Origin of the sequence: Coprococcus intestinihominis, from assembly GCF_040096555.1 — a bacterium.
GTDB classification, from domain to species: domain Bacteria; phylum Bacillota; class Clostridia; order Lachnospirales; family Lachnospiraceae; genus Coprococcus_A; species Coprococcus_A intestinihominis.
On sequence record NZ_JBBMEK010000486.1, the window covers coordinates 1 to 940 of the forward strand.

Annotated in this window: 1 protein-coding gene; it reads right to left on the reverse strand. The window is 46.6% G+C overall.

All coding sequences use genetic code 11. The annotated features are described in order from the left end of the window. Positions 1-120: 120 nt before the first annotated feature. Positions 121-940: mechanosensitive ion channel family protein (locus tag WMO25_RS18390; RefSeq protein WP_349086697.1), on the reverse strand; the 820-nt coding region annotated here is incomplete at its 5' end.

Here is a 940-nt window from a genome sequence, read left to right on the forward strand (position 1 = left end):
ACTTAGGCAGTGTTTTGTTCTGCCTTATGTACCGCTGTCAGTGGCAGGCAGCGGGAGCGTGCCTGTGATGAACTAATTCGTTGAAAATCTTTTTCTTTAAAGCTTATGGGCCGCACCACCTTATTTTTCGGAATTAACAAGGTTTACATCCATATGGTCATATGGAATTTCTATGCCTTCCGCGTCAAAGGCTTTTTTGATGGCCTCTCGGATTTCAAAGCGGGTATCCCAGTATTTGTCGGTGAGCGCCCAGACTCTTAAGACAACGCGGACGGAGCTGCTGTCAAAGTCGTCCACAAACACAAAGGGTTCTTTGGACTTGGAAAGCGTTGGGCATCCGGCAGCTACTTTTAAAAGAACGGTACGAACCCGGTCAATATTCTCGTCATAACTGATGCTGACAGGAAAATCAAGGCGGCGGTTTTCCTGATGTGTCAGGTTGGTCACCGGAGAATCAGCCAGTTTGCCATTGGGAATACAGACCATCTCATTGTTGGCCGTCAACAGTCGGGTGTAGATAATCTCAATGGACATGACAGTTCCTTCATGGCCGTTTCCATCGTCTATATAGTCTCCCACCACAAATGGTTTCATGATCAGCAAAAGCACACCGCCTGCAAAATTTGCAAGGCTTCCCTGAACAGCGAGACCGATGGCTAAACTGGCAGAAGTCAGCAGCGCGATCAGAGAAGTGGTATCGACTCCTAACTTATTGATCACAATGATGGCGAGCAATGCGCGTAATCCGAATTTGGTCAGTGAATTGATAAAACTTGTGACACTGGCATCCAGTCGTGTTTTGTCCAGAGAATGGCGCACCAGTTTGCAGATAAACTTGGTCAGATACCAGCCAACGATCAGGATGATCAGTGCACTGATCAGAATGTGTGCTTTACTGATCATATAGTCGACAATCTTCTGGAGATAATCAATGGACTGT